Consider the following 13,858-nt stretch of genomic DNA (forward strand, 5'->3'; position numbering starts at 1 on the left):
GCGTGTCTGGACCGTCACGGGCCGCCGGAGGCGTCCAGCGCGGCGAGCCGGGTGTGCAGCGGCTCGTGCAGGGCGGGCGGCGCGGCGAGCACCAGGTCCGGGCCGGGCGGCCGGCCCGACAGCCCGGTCACCAGCAGCCCGGCCTCCCGGGCCACCAGCCCGCCCGCGGCGAGGTCCCAGGCGGCCAGACCCTTCTCGTAATAGGCGTCCACCCGGCCCTCGGCGGCCAGGCAGAGGTCGAGCGCGGCGGCGCCCATCCGGCGGATGTCGCGCACCTGCGGAATCAGTTCGGCGACCACCCGGGCCTGGTGCGCCCGGCGTCCGGCGTCGTAGCCGAACCCGGTGGCGATCAGCGCCTGCCCGAGGTCGGTCTCGGCGGAGCAGCGCAGCCGCTCCCCGTCCCGCCAGGCACCGCCGCCCGCGGTGGCCGTCCACTCCTCCCCGGTGGCCACGTTGCGCACCACCCCGGCGACCACCTCGCCGGCCACCTCGGCGGCCAGGGAGACCGCGCAGTACGGCAGCCCGTAGAGGTAGTTGACCGTGCCGTCGATCGGGTCGACGATCCAGCGCACCCCGTCCTCGGCGGCCGGGCCGGTCTCGCCCGTGCCGTACTCCTCGCCCAGCACCGCGTCGCCGGGGCGCAGCGTCCCCAGCGCCGCCAGCACCTGCCGCTCCACCGCCCGGTCGGCGGCGGTGACCACGTCGGTGACGGTGCTCTTGGTCGCGGCGACCGAGACCCCCTCGGCCCGCATCCGGTGCGCGGTGGCCGCAGCGTCCCGGGCCACCTCGACGGCGATCGTGAGCAATTCCTGCGGCGTGGGTGCCGAGGCGGTCATGTTCGTCCCCTTCCGGCACGACCCGGACCGGCCGGTTCGTGCGCGGGTATCATCCTTACAAAGTCCACAACTGCGTCTAATCGGCGGTCCGTACGGCAGGTCCACCGTGCGGCGCAGGATGATCGCCGCAGACGGCGTTACAATTCACCCTGCCCCACGCGCCACGGACCGCCAGCGACCGGCCGGCCCGGGACACGGGGGTCCCTCAACGACATCGCCCGGCACGGCGTCCCGTGCTGCGCCGGACGACCCGGCCGTGCTCGCTCTTCGCCTCCGGAAGGTCATTCGTGACAGAACCACGCCAGACCGGCGCCGACGTTCGCTCGCTCACCGACACCCTGATCGCCCACGCGCAGAGCGCCGGCGGCCAGCTCACGTCGGCCCAGCTCGCGCGCACCGTCGAGTCCGCCGAGGTGACCCCGGCCCAGGCCAAGAAGATCCTCCGCGCGCTCTCCGAGGCGGGCGTGACGGTGGTCGTGGACGGCTCGGCGAGCACCCGCCGCCGGGTCGCCGCCGCCCGGTCCGCCACCCCGGCCTCGCGGGCCACCACCGCCAAGACCACGAAGAAGGCCGCCGCGCCCGCCCCGAAGCAGGCGCCGGCCGCCGAGGAGGCCCCGGCCCCCGCCCCGCGGAAGGCGACGGCGCGCAAGGCCGCCGGCGCCAGCACCACCGCCGAGGTGGCCGCCAAGGCAGCCGCCCCGGCGAAGGCCACCAAGACGACCCGGGCCACCAAGGCCACCGTCGCCGCCAAGAACGCCGCCGCGAAGCCGGCGAAGGACGGGGCCAAGGGCGAGGGTGCCGAGGGTGAGATCGACCCGGAGGAGCTCGCCGCCGAGATCGAGGACGTGGTGGTCGAGGAGCCGGCCGAGCTGACCCAGGCCGCCGAGACCGACGCGGCCAACTCCGCCACGGACAACGACTTCGAGTGGGACGACGAGGAGTCCGAGGCGCTGAAGCAGGCGCGCCGGGACGCCGAGCTGACCGCCTCCGCCGACTCCGTCCGGGCCTACCTCAAGCAGATCGGCAAGGTGCCGCTGCTCAACGCCGAGCAGGAGGTCGAGCTCGCCAAGCGGATCGAGGCCGGCCTCTACGCCGCCGAGCGGCTGCGCGCCGCCGACGAGGGCGAGGAGAAGCTCACCCGCGACATGCAGCGCGACCTGATGTGGATCTCGCGGGACGGCGAGCGGGCCAAGAACCACCTGCTGGAGGCCAACCTCCGGCTGGTCGTCTCGCTGGCCAAGCGCTACACCGGCCGCGGCATGGCCTTCCTCGACCTCATCCAGGAGGGCAACCTCGGCCTGATCCGCGCGGTCGAGAAGTTCGACTACACCAAGGGCTACAAGTTCTCCACCTACGCCACCTGGTGGATCCGCCAGGCCATCACCCGCGCCATGGCCGACCAGGCCCGCACCATCCGCATCCCGGTGCACATGGTCGAGGTGATCAACAAGCTTGGCCGGATCCAGCGCGAGCTGCTCCAGGACCTGGGCCGCGAGCCCACCCCGGAGGAGCTGGCGAAGGAGATGGACATCACACCGGAGAAGGTGCTGGAGATCCAGCAGTACGCCCGGGAGCCCATCTCGCTCGACCAGACCATCGGTGACGAGGGTGACAGCCAGCTCGGCGACTTCATCGAGGACTCCGAGGCGGTCGTCGCGGTCGACGCGGTGTCGTTCTCGCTCCTGCAGGACCAGCTCCAGCAGGTCCTCCAGACGCTGTCCGAGCGGGAGGCCGGCGTGGTACGCCTGCGCTTCGGCCTCACCGACGGCCAGCCGCGCACCCTGGACGAGATCGGCCAGGTGTACGGCGTGACCCGGGAGCGCATCCGGCAGATCGAATCCAAGACCATGTCCAAGTTGCGGCACCCCTCGCGTTCCCAGGTGCTCCGCGACTACCTGGACTGACCGCCACGCGTCAACCAGCCGTGTCGGTTTGATCACCAGCCGTAGAACACTCTCCGGTGACCTGACGGTTGCCCGTTTGTGATCGTTGACGTGGCACCCTTGGTGCACGGCACACTGTCTTCCACGCCAGGTGTGACCTCCGTCCCCGACGGGCACACAGGGAAGGCAGGGCCCGAGAAGGGTGTTGCACGATAGGTGAGCAACCGAAGAGAGTGTTCATCGGTGACGACCAGAGGAGGAAGGCGATGACCCCGACCCTCACGCCGCCGCCCGAGACGGTGAGCCCCCCGGCCGCCGATGAACGGTGCGACCGCTGCAATGCTGCCGGCAAGCTCCGGATCACTCTGGCGGGTGGGAGCGAGCTGGTGTTCTGTGGGCACCACGCGAACAAGTACGCGGAGGATCTCGTGAAGATCACCGTGCGCTACGCGTCGGACCCGGAGTTCAGCTGGCGTGGCGCCGATCTGATGGCGAACTGAGTACGAGGAATCCGCAACTCGACATAAGCCGGCCGGAGGTCCCCAGGGACCTCCGGCCGGCTTTTGCGTACCCCCGGACGGGAGCGTTGATCAAGGAGTTTGCGTCGGAATCGGGCCGGATCCCGACGCAAACCTCTTGATCAACCAGACCGGGCGGGGCGGGGCGGGGCGGTCAGAGGGTTTGGACCGTTGCAATGCGTTCTTCGAGCTGCTCGATCGTGGCCTGGGCGCTCGGGGGGCCGCCGCAGAGGCGGCGCAGCTCGGCGTGGATCTTGCCGTGGGGCTGGCCGGTGCGGTGGTGCCGGGCTGCCACGAGGGCGTTCAGCTGCCGCCGGAGGGCCACCCGACGCTGGGCGGCACTCATCGGGGCCGGGGGCGCCGTCGGGGCCGCAGCGGCCGGCTCAGCGGTCCGCTGGGTGGCCCGGCGCCGCTGCGCGGCGAGCTGCTCGGCCTGCCGCTTGGTGAGCAGCATCGAGACCTGGTCGGCGGTGAGCAGCCCCGGCAGGCCGAGGTATTCCTCCTCCTCCGGGGTGCCCGCCTGGGCGGCCGTGCCGAACGACGCCCCGTCGAAGATCACCTGGTCCAGCTCGGCGGTGGCGGACAGTGCCGCGAACCGCTTCTCCAGCTCGCCGCTGGCCTGGTCGTCCCGCTGGGCGCGCTCCAACAGGTCGTCGTCGAGCCCGTCGGAGTCCTTCGGCTTGCCGAGCACGTGGTCCCGCTCGGCCTCCATCTCGCTGGCCAGCCCCAGCAGGTGCGGCACGCTGGGCAGGAAGACCGAGGCGGTCTCGCCCGGCCGGCGGGCCCGGACGAACCGGCCGATCGCCTGCGCGAAGTAGAGCGGGGTGCTGGCGCTGGTCGCGTAGACGCCGACGGCCAGCCGGGGGATGTCGACACCCTCGGACACCATCCGGACCGCGACCAGCCAGCGCTGCTCGGAGGCCGCGAACGTCGCGATCCGCGCGGACGCGCCCTGGTCGTCGGAGAGCACCACAGCGGCCTTCTCACCGGTCACCTGCTCCAGCAGCTTGGCGTACGAGCGGGCCACCTGCTGGTCGCTGGCGATCACCAGGCCGCCGGCGTCGGGCATGCCGTTGTTGCGCAGCACGGTCAGCCGGGCGTCGGCGGCCCGCAGCACCTGCGGCATCCAGTCACCGGCCGGGTCCAGCGCGGTCCGCCAGGCCTGCGCGATGAGGTCCTGGGTCATCGGCTCGCCCAGCCGGGCGGCCAGTTCCTCACCGGCGTTGGTGCGCCACCGGGTCTCCCCCGAGTACGCCAGGAAGAGCACCGGCCGGACCACGCCCTCGCGCAGCGCGTCGGAGTAGCCGTAAACCGAGTCGGCGCGGGAGCGGAGCAGCCCGTCCCCGCCGCGCTCGTAGCTGACGAACGGGATCGGGTTGTCGTCGGAGCGGAACGGCGTACCGGTGAGCATCAGCCGGCGTACCGCGGGCTCGAAGGCCGCCTTGACGCCGTCGCCCCAGGTCCGCGAGTCGCCCGCGTGGTGGATCTCGTCGAGGATGACCAGCGTGCGCCGGGTCATGGTGCGCCGCCGGTGCACCTGTGGCGCCATGCCGACCTGGGCGTACGTGACGACCGCGCCGTGGAAGTCGGCCGCGGAGTGCAGGTCGGCGTTGCGGAAGGCGGCGTCGAGCTGGATGCCGACCCGGGCGGCGGACTCCGCCCACTGGGTCTTCAGGTGCTCGGTCGGCGCGACCACGGTGACCGCCTCGACCGTGCCGTCGTTCAGCAGTTCGGCGGCGATCCGGAGGGCGAACGTGGTCTTACCGGCGCCGGGCGTGGCGACCGCCGTGAAGTCCTCGGTGCGGCGGCGCAGGTACTCCACCATCGCCTTGCGTTGCCAGGCACGCAGGGGTGGGAACGTGTCGAGCGCCGGCAACCGCGGTGCCACGCGTAGCTCCTCTCCGCTCGCAGGCGGGGACGGGCCCCGCCCGGCCGAGGGCCACGGGTACCGCCGCCCATGAAAACGCCCTCGCGCATGGGTGCCGCGAAGGCCGACTCAGCATAACCAGCGGGGGCGTCACGCCCCACTCGACGCCACGCTGGTCACATCCGCCCACCCCGCCTCGACAGGGCTCAGACCTGCGGTCCCCGGGCGCCGGTGCGCGGCGGCCGCAGGGCCGGCACCGGGGCGGACCAGCGCCGCCGCAGCGCGATCAGGCGCAGCGCGAAGACGAGGACGGCCGCGGCGGTCAGCGGCCCCGCGGTCGCCACGCCGTACGTCGACAGCAGCGCCACCGCGATCGACCCGGCGAGCGCTGCCACGGCGTAGATCTCCCGGCGCAGCACCACGGGGATCTCGCCGGTGAGCAGGTCGCGGCCCAGCCCGCCGCCGATCGCGGTGAGCATGCCGATCATGCAGGCGCCGACGGCCGGCACGTGGGCGTCGAGGGCCTTGAGCGTGCCGGTGACGGTGAACAGGGCGAGACCGGCCGCGTCGAGCACCAGGACGGTGGTGCGCAGCCGGGCGAACTGGGGATGCAGCCAGAAGATGGCGGCCGCGGTGACCGCCGCGGTGACCGCGTACCGCCAGTCGGCGAAGGCCAGCGGCGGCACCTCGTCGATGACCAGGTCGCGGAAGATCCCGCCGCCGAGGGCGGCCACGACGCCGACGAAGACCACCCCGAAGAGGTCGAGCCGTTTGGCCACCGCCGCGGAGGCGCCGGAGGCGGCGAAGACCGCCACACCGGTGAGGTCGGCGAGGAGCAGTGGGGTGGAGGTGGTCACCGCCGCAGGTTACGCGGGCGGCCGGGGAGGCCGCCCGGGATCACTCGGCGTACGAGTCGTAGATCTCCTTGCACTTCGGGCACACCGGGGAGCCCGGCTTGGCCGCCTTGGTGACCGGAAAGGTCTCGCCGCAGAGGGCCACCACGAAGGTGCCCATGACGGCGCTCTCCGCGATCTTCTCCTTGCGGACGTAGTGGAACATCTCCGGGCCGGTGTCGGCGTCCTTCAGCTCGGGACGCTCGAGAACCTCTGTACTCACGTCTACACCTCCAACGGTCCAGTTTTGCAGGTCGATCCGGCCCGGTCCACCTGGGCCCGCGGCGGGAGCGGCCCGTACCGTAGCCGAAGTGACCAACTTTCACATCAGTCTCGGCACCGAGGTGGCCGACGCCCTGCGCGACGGGCGTCCGGTCGTCGCCCTGGAGAGCACCATCGTCTCGCACGGCCTGCCCCGGCCGGACAATCTTCGCGTCGCGCGCGAGATCGAGCAGGCGGTCCGGGACGCGGGGGCCGTCCCGGCCACCATCGGCATGGTCGCCGGTGAACTGATCGTGGGGCTGGACGACGCCCAGCTCACCCGGCTCGCCACGGTCGACGGGGTGAGCAAGCTCTCGGTACGCGACCTGGCCGTGGCGGCGGCGACGGGCGCGGACGGCGCCACCACGGTGGCGGCGACCAGCGCGGTGGCCGCGGCGGCCGGGATCGGCGTCTTCGCCACCGGCGGGCTCGGCGGGGTGCACCGGGAGGCCGCGCAGACCTTCGACGAGTCCGCCGACCTGGTCACCCTGGCCCGGACCCCGATCGCGGTGGTCTGCGCCGGGGTGAAGTCGATCCTCGACGTGGGCGCCACCCTGGAGCGGCTGGAGACCCTCGGCGTGAGCGTGGTCGGCTACCGCACCCGCCGCTTCCCCGGCTTCTACCTCACCGACGCCGGCTTCGACCTGGACTGGTCGGTGGAGTCGCCCGAGCAGGCCGCCGACGTGCTGGCCGCCCGCCGGGAGCAGGGCGTGCACCACGGCGGGCTGATCGTGGCGAACCCGCTGCCGGTGGACGAGCAGCTCGACCCGGCGCTGCACGACCGCACCCTCGCCACGGGCCTGGAGATGCTGGCCCGCGACGGGGTGACCGGCAAGGCGGTGACCCCGTTCCTGCTGGCCCACTTCCACTCCGCCACCGAGGGCGCCAGCCTGGCGGTGAACGTCCGGATCATCCTGCGCAACGCCGACCTGGCGGCGCGGATCGCGGTCGCCTCGGCGGCCCACCGCACCGTTCCCTCGGCATGAGCCCCGCGCCACGCATCATCGTCGTCGGCGACGTGATCACCGACGTGCTCGCGGTGCTCTCCGGCCCCCTGGCCACCGGCTCGGACACCGCGGCCGGGATCCGGTTCAGCGGCGGCGGCCAGGCGGCCAACACCGCGGCCTGGCTGGCCGGACAGGGAGCGGCCGTCACCCTGGTCGCCGCCGTCGGCGACGACGAGACCGGCCGCGAGCGGGTCGCCGAGCTGGACCGGGTCGGGGTGACCTGCGCGGTGGAGCGCCACGAGGGCTACCCGACGGGCACGGTCATCGTGCTCACCCACGACGGGGAGCGCACCATGGTCAGCCAGCGGGGGGCGAACCTGCGGCTGACCGCCGGGCACGTCGACCGGACCGTCGCGGCGGCGCCCGACGCCGGGCACCTGCACCTGTCCGCGTACACCCTGCTGGACGTCGGGTCGCGCGGCGCGGGCCTGCGCGCGCTGGCCGCGGCGCGCGAGCGCGGGCTGACCACGAGCGTCGACGCGGCCTCCGCGGCCCCGCTGCGGCGGGTCGGCACGGCCTTCCTGACCTGGGTACGCGACGTCGACCTGCTGCTGGTCAACACGGACGAGGCGACGGTGCTGGCCGGCGGGCTGGACCCGGCGGCGCAGGCCCGGGCGCTGACCTCGGTGGCCCGGCGGGTGGTGGTGAAGCGGGGCGCGGCCGGCGCGGTCTGGGTGGACCGGACCGGACTGGTCGAGACGGCTCCGGCGCCCGGGGTGGCCGTGGTGGACGTGACCGGGGCGGGCGACGCCTTCGCCGCCGGCCTGCTCACGGCCTGGCTGGCCGGCGCGACCCCCCGCGCCGCACTGACCCGGGCCGGCGACCTGGGCGCCCTGGCGGTCACCACGGTGGGCGCCCGCCCCCAGCCGTGACGGCGGTCGGTCCGGGCGGCTGCCGCCCGGACCGGTCAGGGTTCGGCGTCGATGACCTTGTGGGGGAGTTCCTCGGACGTCAGGGCCATGGGTGGGGTCTCGTCGCGGTGGCGGGGTTGGAACCGTCCGGCCAGCCGGTGCTGTTCCTTGGGCGGGCGGTCGTTGGCCAGCAGCACGGCCAGCCAGGGGATGAGCACCATCCCGAGACCGCAGAGCGGCAGCCAGAGCCAGAGCAGCGGTGCCTTGACAACGACCAGGACCGCACCGATCACCAGGCACGCGACCCGGATTCCCATCATCAGCACGTAACGCTTCTGCCGGCTGGTGAGCTGGTCGTCCTGGCTGCGCGAGGCGTCGGTGATCAGGATCGGCTGATACGCCTGACGCTTCACCACGGACCTCCTCGAGGGGATTACGACTCATCCTGTCACCCCTGACGGTTGATCGGCGAAAATCGTGACAAGGCAGTCCGTGTTACGCCCGTGGTACGCTCGCCCCGTGGGCAACCGGTTCAGCTTCTCCGACGAGGCGTTGGACAACCTGCGGGTCTACGACGTCACGCCGGGGGAAGTCTGGGAGGCCCTGCACAGCACGCGGCGGGTCATCCGGCACCTCGGGGACGACGTCATGGTGGTCTACGCGACCGACCACCGGGGGCGACGCCTCGCGGTGCTGCTGGCCGAGGCCGACGGCACCGACAACGACTGGGACATCCTCTCCGCCCGCGAACTGAGCGACGTCGAGGCCAAGCGCTACGACGACGCGGTGCGGAGGTCACGCCGACGAGGAGGCGGTCACGATGCACCGTAACGAGGCGACCAAGCGGTTCCACGACACCGGCGACGCGCTCGCCGACCTGATCGACGACACCCAGCCCGCGGAGCTGCCCACCCCCGACACCGACGTGCCGATGGTCAGCCGCTCGGTGCGCCTGCCGCTGGAGACGTACGAACGGGTCCGGGCGGCCGCCGAGACGCGCGGCATCGGGGTGACCACGCTCATGCGCCAGTGGATCGAGGCCGGCCTGGCCGACCTCGACGACTCCGCCACGGTCTCCCTGGCCGACGTGCGCCGGGCCCTGGCGGCGCTCTCCCGCCCCACCGCCGCCTGAGCCGTCACGCCTCCGGGCCGCGGCTCTCCGGCCCCGTGCGCCCGATCGGGGAGGCCGACATCTCCGGCGGGCGACCCCGGCTGCGCCGCGCGTCCGCCAGCGCCACCACCGCCAGCACGGCGGCCACCACCCACAGGGCCCGCACGGCGGGACCGTGCGCCAGCAGCGGGACGAGCAGGACCAGCGCGCCCCCGCCGAGAATCCGGGGCAGCGAGATCCGGCCGAAGATCTCGTACTCGAAGCGGGCCCGGCCGGCCAGGAAGAGCAGCGGTCCGCCCACCACGAAGAGCAGCAGGGCCGCGTCGGTCCGGTGGAACGGCTCGGCGATGGCCACCTCGTAGCCGACCGCCGTGGTGAGCACCCCGAGCACGATGACCAGGTGGGTGATCGTGGCCGACGTGCCGAGCCGGCCGGGCACGCGCGCCCGCCGCAGCGCCTCGCCGAGGAGGCGCCCGGCCCGGTGGAAGTAGATCCGCCAGAGCAGCGCCGTGGTGACGAAGGCGACCACGAAGGCGCCGGCGCCCTGGCGGGAGAACTTCTCGCCGCTGTACGTCACGCCGATGACCAGGATCGACTCGCCCAGCGCGATGAGGAAGATCTGCTGGTACCGCTCGGCCAGGTGCTCGCCGGCGATCCGCCAGCCGAGGGTCGGCGAGGATCCGAGCCGCGGCAGCGGCCAGCCCGTGAACAGGGCGGCGTAGTCGAGCAGGAGCGCGAGGGCCCAGAGCGGCAGGCGCATCTCGTCCGGGCCCAGCGCGCCGCCCAGCCAGAGCGGCGCGGTCGCCCCCGCCCAGGCGGCCAGCCGGAGCGGCACCAGCCGCCGCGGATGGCCGCGCAGCGCGGCGGCGATGACCAGGGGCCGTCCGAACATCACCGCCACGTACGCGGCGGCGAACGGCAGCGCGCGCTCCTCCAGGGCCCGTGGCAGCGCCACCCCCATCACCAGGCTGGCGAACATGGTCCCGACCACCACGGCCTGGATGACGGCCTGCTCCGGCTCGTAGCGGCTGGTCACCCAGACGGTGATCGTCCACACCAGCCACAACACCAGGAAGAGCAGCACGGTACGGCCCACCGCGAAGGCCAGCGACCACCCGGTGGCAGGCAGGCTGTTGATGAGCCGCTGCGAGACCCGGGTCAGCGCGAAGACGAACACCAGGTCGAAGAAGAGCTCCAGGAAGGTGGCGCGCGCGGAACTCCCCGGCGGGCGCAGCAGCGCCGCAGCCCCTTCGTCCACCGTGACCCCCGTCCGCCGTCCTGCCTCCCAACGAGGCGGGCGCCGCCCCGGTTGCGTGTCCCCGGGCGGGTCACATCGGCGAGGCAGGGCGTTCCGGCGGGCGGCCCCGGGCCCGCAGCGCGTCCGCCACGGCCATCCCGGTCAGCACCGCCGTGACGCCGGCGGCGATGCCGAGCAGCGGCAGCCGGCTCAGCAGCGGCACCCCGAGGACCAGGAGCAGCAGGCCGACCACGCGGGACCGGGAGACCCGGCCGAACACCTCGTACTCGAACCGGGCCCGGCCGATCACGAACAGCGCCGGGCCCCCGACGATGGCCGCCACCCGGACCACGTCGGCGTGCCCCGCGGGCTCCGCGATGGCCACCTCGTAGCCGACCGCCGCGGTCACGATGCCGGCGATCATCGTCAGGTGGGTCCAGGTGGCCGACAGGCCGAGCCGGGCCGGCTGCCGGGCCTCGGCCACCGCCTCGACCAGCACCGAGCCCGCCCGGTGGAAGTAGATCCGCCAGAGCAGCACGGTGGTGGCGAAGGCGTCCACGAGGGCGATCCAGCGCAGCAGCGTGAAGTCGCTGCCGCTGAACCCGACGCCGGCCACGAAGATCATCTCGCCGAGCGCGATGATGGTGAACTGCTGGTACCGCTCGGCCAGGTGCTCGCCGGTCACCGTCCACGCCGTGGCCGACGCCCGGCCCAGCCGGGGCACCGGCCAGCCGGTGACCAGACCCAGGTAGTCGATCGCCAGGGCCACCCCCCAGCAGAGCAGCCGCAGGTCCTCCCCGACCAGGCCGCCGACGAGCCAGGGCACGGCCGAGACGGCCGACCAGACCAGGATGCGGCTGGACAGGTGCCGCTGGACGTGCCGGCGCAGCGCCACCGTCAGGTAGATCGAGCGGCCCAGCTGAATGGAGACGTACCCGGCGGCGAAGCTCAAGCCGTGCGCGCCGTACGCGTCCGGCACCGAGACCGCCATCACCAGACTGCCGAACATGGACCCGACCATTACCGCCTGGATCGGCGGTTGCTCGGGGTCGTAGTGGCTGGTGGCCCAGGCGGTCAGCGACCAGACCATCCAGAGGGCGAGCAGCAGGAACAGCGTCTGCGCCAGTTCCAGCGGGAGGCGTTCGCCGCCTATCGCCACGTCGGTGATCAGGCGCTGCGAGACCCGGGTGAACGCGAAGACGAAGACGACGTCGAGGAAGAGCTCCAGGAAGGTCGCACGGTGACTGCCCCCGCCGCCGCGCAGGAGTTCCGCCCCCCGCTCGTCCGTCATCACCCGCCCGCCGTGACCGCCTCGACGATCATGCAACGAGCCAGGGTGGGACCGGGTTGCGTCAGCCCTTCGCGGCCTTCGCCTCCGCCTTCATCCGCTGCTTGTACTCGCGGACCCGGCGCAGCGACTCGGGATCGGTCACGTCGGCCACCGAACGGTACGCGTCCACGTCGCCGTAGCCGCCGGCCGCCTCGCGCCAGCCGTCCGGGGTGATCCCGAACCGCTTGCCGAGCAGGGCGACGAAGATCTGCGCCTTCTGCCTGCCGAAACCGGGCAGCTCGCCGACCCGGCGCAGCAGCTCCCGCCCGTCGGCCGCCTCGGACCAGAGCCGGGCCGGGTCGCCGTCGTAACGCTCGACCAGCGCCCGGCACACCTCCTGCACCCGAGCCGCCATGGCCTTGGGGAACCGGTGCAGTGCCGGCGGCCGGGCGAAGATCTCGACCAGGGCCTCCGGGGGGTGTTCGGCCAGCTCCCGGGCGTCCGGCTCGTGGCCGAGCCGCTGGGCGAGCACGTAGGGAGAGGAGAACGCCTTCTCCATCGGCACCTGCTGGTCCAGCACCATGCCGAGGAGCAGCGCCAGCGGGCTGCGCGCCAGCAGCTCGTTGGCCTGCGGGTCGATGGGCAGCGAGAGCGTCATGCCCTCCATCCTGCCCCGCCCGCCGCCGCCCGTGTGCGCGACACGGCCCGGTGGACAGGGGTGGGGTCCACCGGGCCGTGGGGCCGCGCGACGCGTCAGTTGACGACGAAGAGCAGCCGGTTCGGCGAGCCGGAGCCGGGGTTGGTCACCTTGCCGGTGGTGGCGTTGGTGGTCAGGTAGCTGGCCACCTGCGCCGGGCTGTACGACGGGTTGGCGCCGAGCACCAGCGCCGCCGCGCCCGCCACGTGCGGCGAGGCCATCGAGGTGCCGCTCAGCGTGCTGCTGGCGGTGTCACTGGTCCGGTACGCGGAGACGATGCTCGACCCGGGGGCGAAGATGTCCACGCAGGAGCCGTAGTTGGAGAAGGACGAGCGCGCGTCGCTGCTGGTGGTGGAGCCGACGGTGATCGCGGCGGCGGCCCGCGCCGGCGAGTAGTTGCAGGCGTTGGCGCTGGAGTTGCCGGCCGCCACCGCGTACGTGACGCCGGAGTTGACCGAGTTGGTCACGGCGTTGTCGATCGAGCTGCTGACGCCGCCACCGAGGCTCATGTTGGCGACCGCCGGCTTCACCGCGTTCGAGGTGACCCAGTTGATGCCGCTCACCACGCCGGTGGTGCTGCCGCTGCCGGAGCAGTTGAGCACCTTCACGGCGACCAGCCGGACGCCCTTGGCCACGCCGTACCGGGTGCCGCCGACGGTGCCGGCCACGTGGGTGCCGTGGCCGTTGCAGTCGGTGTTGTTGGTGTCGACGGTGTTGGTGCCCCAGGTGGCCCGGCCGCCGAAGTCGGTGTGGGTGGTCCGAATGCCGGTGTCGATGATGTACGCCCGGACGTTCGAGGCCGTGTTCGGGTAGGTGTAGCTGGCGTTCAGCGGCAGGTTGCGCTGGTCGATCCGGTCGAGGCCCCAGGACGGCGGGTTGGTCTGGGTGGCCTGGGCGCGGACCACCCGGTCCTGCTCGACGTACGCGACGGCCGGGTCGTCCGCCAGCCGGCGGGCCTGGGCGGGGCTCAGCTTCGCGCTGTAGCCGGTCAGGGCGGAGCTCCACACCGTGCCGACGCTGCCGCCGTAGCGCTTCGCCAGGCCGGCGGCCCGGTCCGGCACGGCGGTACGGGCGGTGAGGCTGTTCGCGGCGCCGACCGTGTCGCTCTTCAGCACGACGAGGTAGCTGCCGCTGATGGCGTCGGGGGCGGAGGCGTAGCGGACGTCGCCGGTCGGCGCGGCGAGGGCGGGGGTGGAGGCGGCGGCGGCGAGGGCCGCGGCGGCGGCCGTGACGGCGAGCGCGCGCAGCGCACGCCGCCGGGGAACGGACACGTCGGACATCGTCTGGCTCCCTACCGGGCGCTCCCGGGCTCGTGGCCACCGGGACGCCCATCGACGGATGTTGGCGCAGATGCTAGTCATGCATCGATGAACATGAAAGAGATAACGGCCGATACAGTGGGCTGGCGGTATGGATCCGCCGGGTGC

At 73.2% G+C, this 13,858-nt stretch carries 14 protein-coding genes and 1 pseudogene; 6 read left to right on the plus strand and 9 right to left on the minus strand.

Annotated elements, in window-relative coordinates; translation table 11 throughout:
• Positions 1-14: 14 nt before the first annotated feature.
• Positions 15-836, minus strand: a complete 822-nt coding sequence (locus IEY96_RS05585) for an inositol monophosphatase family protein (protein ID WP_189193723.1) — start codon at positions 834-836, stop codon at positions 15-17.
• A 287-nt stretch (positions 837-1,123) separates the two neighbouring features.
• Between IEY96_RS05585 and IEY96_RS05590 the strand changes: the two genes are divergently transcribed.
• Together IEY96_RS05590 and IEY96_RS05595 are read left to right on the plus strand one after the other, a co-directional pair.
• On the plus strand, positions 1,124-2,740 hold the full coding sequence (locus IEY96_RS05590; RefSeq protein WP_189193724.1) for an RNA polymerase sigma factor: 1,617 nt from the start codon (positions 1,124-1,126) through the stop codon (positions 2,738-2,740).
• 245 nt (positions 2,741-2,985) lie between these two features.
• Entirely contained in the window at positions 2,986-3,219 is a 234-nt protein-coding gene (locus IEY96_RS05595) for a DUF7455 domain-containing protein (RefSeq protein WP_013284786.1), read from the plus strand.
• A gap of 172 nt (positions 3,220-3,391) precedes the next feature.
• Here the strand turns inward: IEY96_RS05595 and IEY96_RS05600 are convergent, their stop codons facing one another.
• From IEY96_RS05600 to IEY96_RS05610, 3 genes are all read right to left on the minus strand, one after another.
• A complete protein-coding gene (locus IEY96_RS05600) occupies positions 3,392-5,125 on the minus strand; it encodes a DEAD/DEAH box helicase (RefSeq protein WP_189193725.1) in 1,734 nt (577 codons plus the stop codon).
• Between the two features lie 185 nt (positions 5,126-5,310).
• Entirely contained in the window at positions 5,311-5,961 is a 651-nt protein-coding gene (locus tag IEY96_RS05605) for a trimeric intracellular cation channel family protein (protein ID WP_189193726.1), read from the minus strand.
• A gap of 40 nt (positions 5,962-6,001) precedes the next feature.
• Positions 6,002-6,220 carry a DUF3039 domain-containing protein gene (locus tag IEY96_RS05610; protein WP_030502976.1) on the minus strand — a complete coding sequence of 73 codons (219 nt, stop codon included), beginning with the start codon at positions 6,218-6,220 and terminating at the stop codon, positions 6,002-6,004.
• 88 nt (positions 6,221-6,308) lie between these two features.
• Between IEY96_RS05610 and IEY96_RS05615 the strand changes: the two genes are divergently transcribed.
• Together IEY96_RS05615 and IEY96_RS05620 are read left to right on the plus strand one after the other, a co-directional pair.
• On the plus strand, positions 6,309-7,244 hold the full coding sequence (locus IEY96_RS05615) for a pseudouridine-5'-phosphate glycosidase (protein ID WP_189193727.1): 936 nt from the start codon (positions 6,309-6,311) through the stop codon (positions 7,242-7,244).
• Positions 7,241-8,137: a carbohydrate kinase family protein gene (locus tag IEY96_RS05620; RefSeq protein WP_189193728.1), complete on the plus strand. Its 897-nt coding sequence runs from the start codon at positions 7,241-7,243 to the stop codon at positions 8,135-8,137. Before IEY96_RS05615 ends, IEY96_RS05620 begins: the two co-directional genes overlap by 4 nt.
• 35 nt (positions 8,138-8,172) lie before the next feature.
• Here IEY96_RS05620 and IEY96_RS05625 read toward each other — a convergent pair whose 3' ends face one another.
• Positions 8,173-8,529: a DUF3099 domain-containing protein gene (locus tag IEY96_RS05625; RefSeq protein WP_189193729.1), complete on the minus strand. Its 357-nt coding sequence runs from the start codon at positions 8,527-8,529 to the stop codon at positions 8,173-8,175.
• A 106-nt stretch (positions 8,530-8,635) separates the two neighbouring features.
• On the opposite strand from IEY96_RS05625, the gene IEY96_RS05630 reads away from it, so the two are divergent.
• Together IEY96_RS05630 and IEY96_RS05635 are read left to right on the plus strand one after the other, a co-directional pair.
• On the plus strand, positions 8,636-8,947 hold the full coding sequence (locus IEY96_RS05630) for a hypothetical protein (protein WP_229791413.1): 312 nt from the start codon (positions 8,636-8,638) through the stop codon (positions 8,945-8,947).
• Positions 8,937-9,248, plus strand: a complete 312-nt coding sequence (locus tag IEY96_RS05635) for a YlcI/YnfO family protein (RefSeq protein WP_189193731.1) — start codon at positions 8,937-8,939, stop codon at positions 9,246-9,248. The genes IEY96_RS05630 and IEY96_RS05635 overlap by 11 nt, the downstream gene beginning before the upstream one ends.
• 4 nt (positions 9,249-9,252) lie before the next feature.
• Here the strand turns inward: IEY96_RS05635 and IEY96_RS05640 are convergent, their stop codons facing one another.
• The 4 genes and pseudogenes from IEY96_RS05640 to IEY96_RS05655 all read right to left on the minus strand — a co-directional run.
• Positions 9,253-10,485, minus strand: coding sequence for a low temperature requirement protein A (locus IEY96_RS05640; protein WP_189193732.1), 1,233 nt, complete (start codon positions 10,483-10,485; stop codon positions 9,253-9,255).
• Positions 10,486-10,555: 70 nt separating this feature from the next.
• Positions 10,556-11,755, minus strand: a complete 1,200-nt coding sequence (locus IEY96_RS05645) for a low temperature requirement protein A (protein WP_189193733.1) — start codon at positions 11,753-11,755, stop codon at positions 10,556-10,558.
• A 61-nt stretch (positions 11,756-11,816) separates the two neighbouring features.
• Entirely contained in the window at positions 11,817-12,401 is a 585-nt protein-coding gene (locus tag IEY96_RS05650) for an HhH-GPD-type base excision DNA repair protein (protein ID WP_189193734.1), read from the minus strand.
• A 95-nt stretch (positions 12,402-12,496) separates the two neighbouring features.
• Positions 12,497-13,711 (minus strand): annotated as a pseudogene (locus tag IEY96_RS05655) (S8 family peptidase); the annotation flags it as partial.
• Positions 13,712-13,858 lie beyond the last annotated feature (147 nt).

The sequence above is a fragment of the Micromonospora fulviviridis genome, from assembly GCF_014648395.1.
Lineage (GTDB): Bacteria > Actinomycetota > Actinomycetes > Mycobacteriales > Micromonosporaceae > Micromonospora > Micromonospora fulviviridis.

Excerpts from the sequence above, each read along its gene's own strand:
- IEY96_RS05585 (WP_189193723.1), bottom strand. The coding sequence starts at position 836 with ATGACCGCCTCGGCACCCACGCCGCAGGAATTGCTCACGATCGCCGTC.
- IEY96_RS05595 (WP_013284786.1), top strand. The coding sequence starts at position 2,986 with ATGACCCCGACCCTCACGCCGCCGCCCGAGACGGTGAGCCCCCCGGCC.
- IEY96_RS05620 (WP_189193728.1), top strand. The coding sequence starts at position 7,241 with ATGAGCCCCGCGCCACGCATCATCGTCGTCGGCGACGTGATCACCGAC.
- IEY96_RS05635 (WP_189193731.1), top strand. The coding sequence starts at position 8,937 with ATGCACCGTAACGAGGCGACCAAGCGGTTCCACGACACCGGCGACGCG.
- IEY96_RS05645 (WP_189193733.1), bottom strand. The coding sequence starts at position 11,755 with ATGACGGACGAGCGGGGGGCGGAACTCCTGCGCGGCGGCGGGGGCAGT.
- IEY96_RS05650 (WP_189193734.1), bottom strand. The coding sequence starts at position 12,401 with ATGGAGGGCATGACGCTCTCGCTGCCCATCGACCCGCAGGCCAACGAG.